Genomic DNA, 756 nt, shown 5'->3' with positions numbered 1-756 from the left:
TTAACGGCAGCCAACTGTTTGCGACCAACCAAAACGTAGCCAACAACGCCGCCAATATCGCCAAAGGCATCAACTTCGGTGGTACCACCGGCAGCAACAACTACGCATTGGGTGACACCATCAATGTCAAAGGCGACAGCAACATCATCAGCGAAACCGTAGCCGGTGGCGCACAGCTGAAACTGGCCAAAGACATCACTGTTGACAGCGTCACCGCAGGCGACAGCAAACTGAATTCAGACGGCCTCACCATTACCGGTGGCCCGAGTGTGACCAAGTCAGGCATCAATGCCGCCGGCAACAAAGTGACCAACGTTGCCGCCGGTACCGATGACACCGACGCCGTCAACTACAGCCAGCTGAAACAGCAAAGCGCCGCCGCCCGTACCGAGGTTGCAGCCGGCACCAACATCAAAGATGTGGTGAAAACGACCGGCGCCAACGGCCAAGACATCTATACCGTCAACGCCAAAGGCACGACTGCGAGCGCAGGTTCGGACAAAGTGACCGTCACTGCTTCAGCAGAAGACGCGAACAACGTGACCGACTACAGCATCGACTTGGCGCAAGACACCAAAGACGACATCCAAAAAGGTGTAGATGCCAAAACCACCGTTGACACCAAAGGCCTGACCTTCAACGGCGACAGCGGCAGCACCAATATCGAAAAACTCGGCTCCACCGTGACCGTTGCCGGCGACGACAACATCACCACTGAAGCCCAAGACGATAAAGTGACCGTCAAGCTGAACAAAG

1 pseudogene is annotated in these 756 nt (G+C 55.8%); it reads left to right on the top strand.

Annotation, left to right across the window (positions count from 1 at the left end):
- A pseudogene (locus ACTHUM_RS16280) lies at window positions 1-756 on the top strand (hypothetical protein); the annotation flags it as partial.

The sequence above is a fragment of the Neisseria sp. P0021.S006 genome, assembly GCF_051956895.1.
Note: the sequence above shows the minus strand (reverse complement) of the source record. Positions and strands in the feature narration are given on the sequence as shown.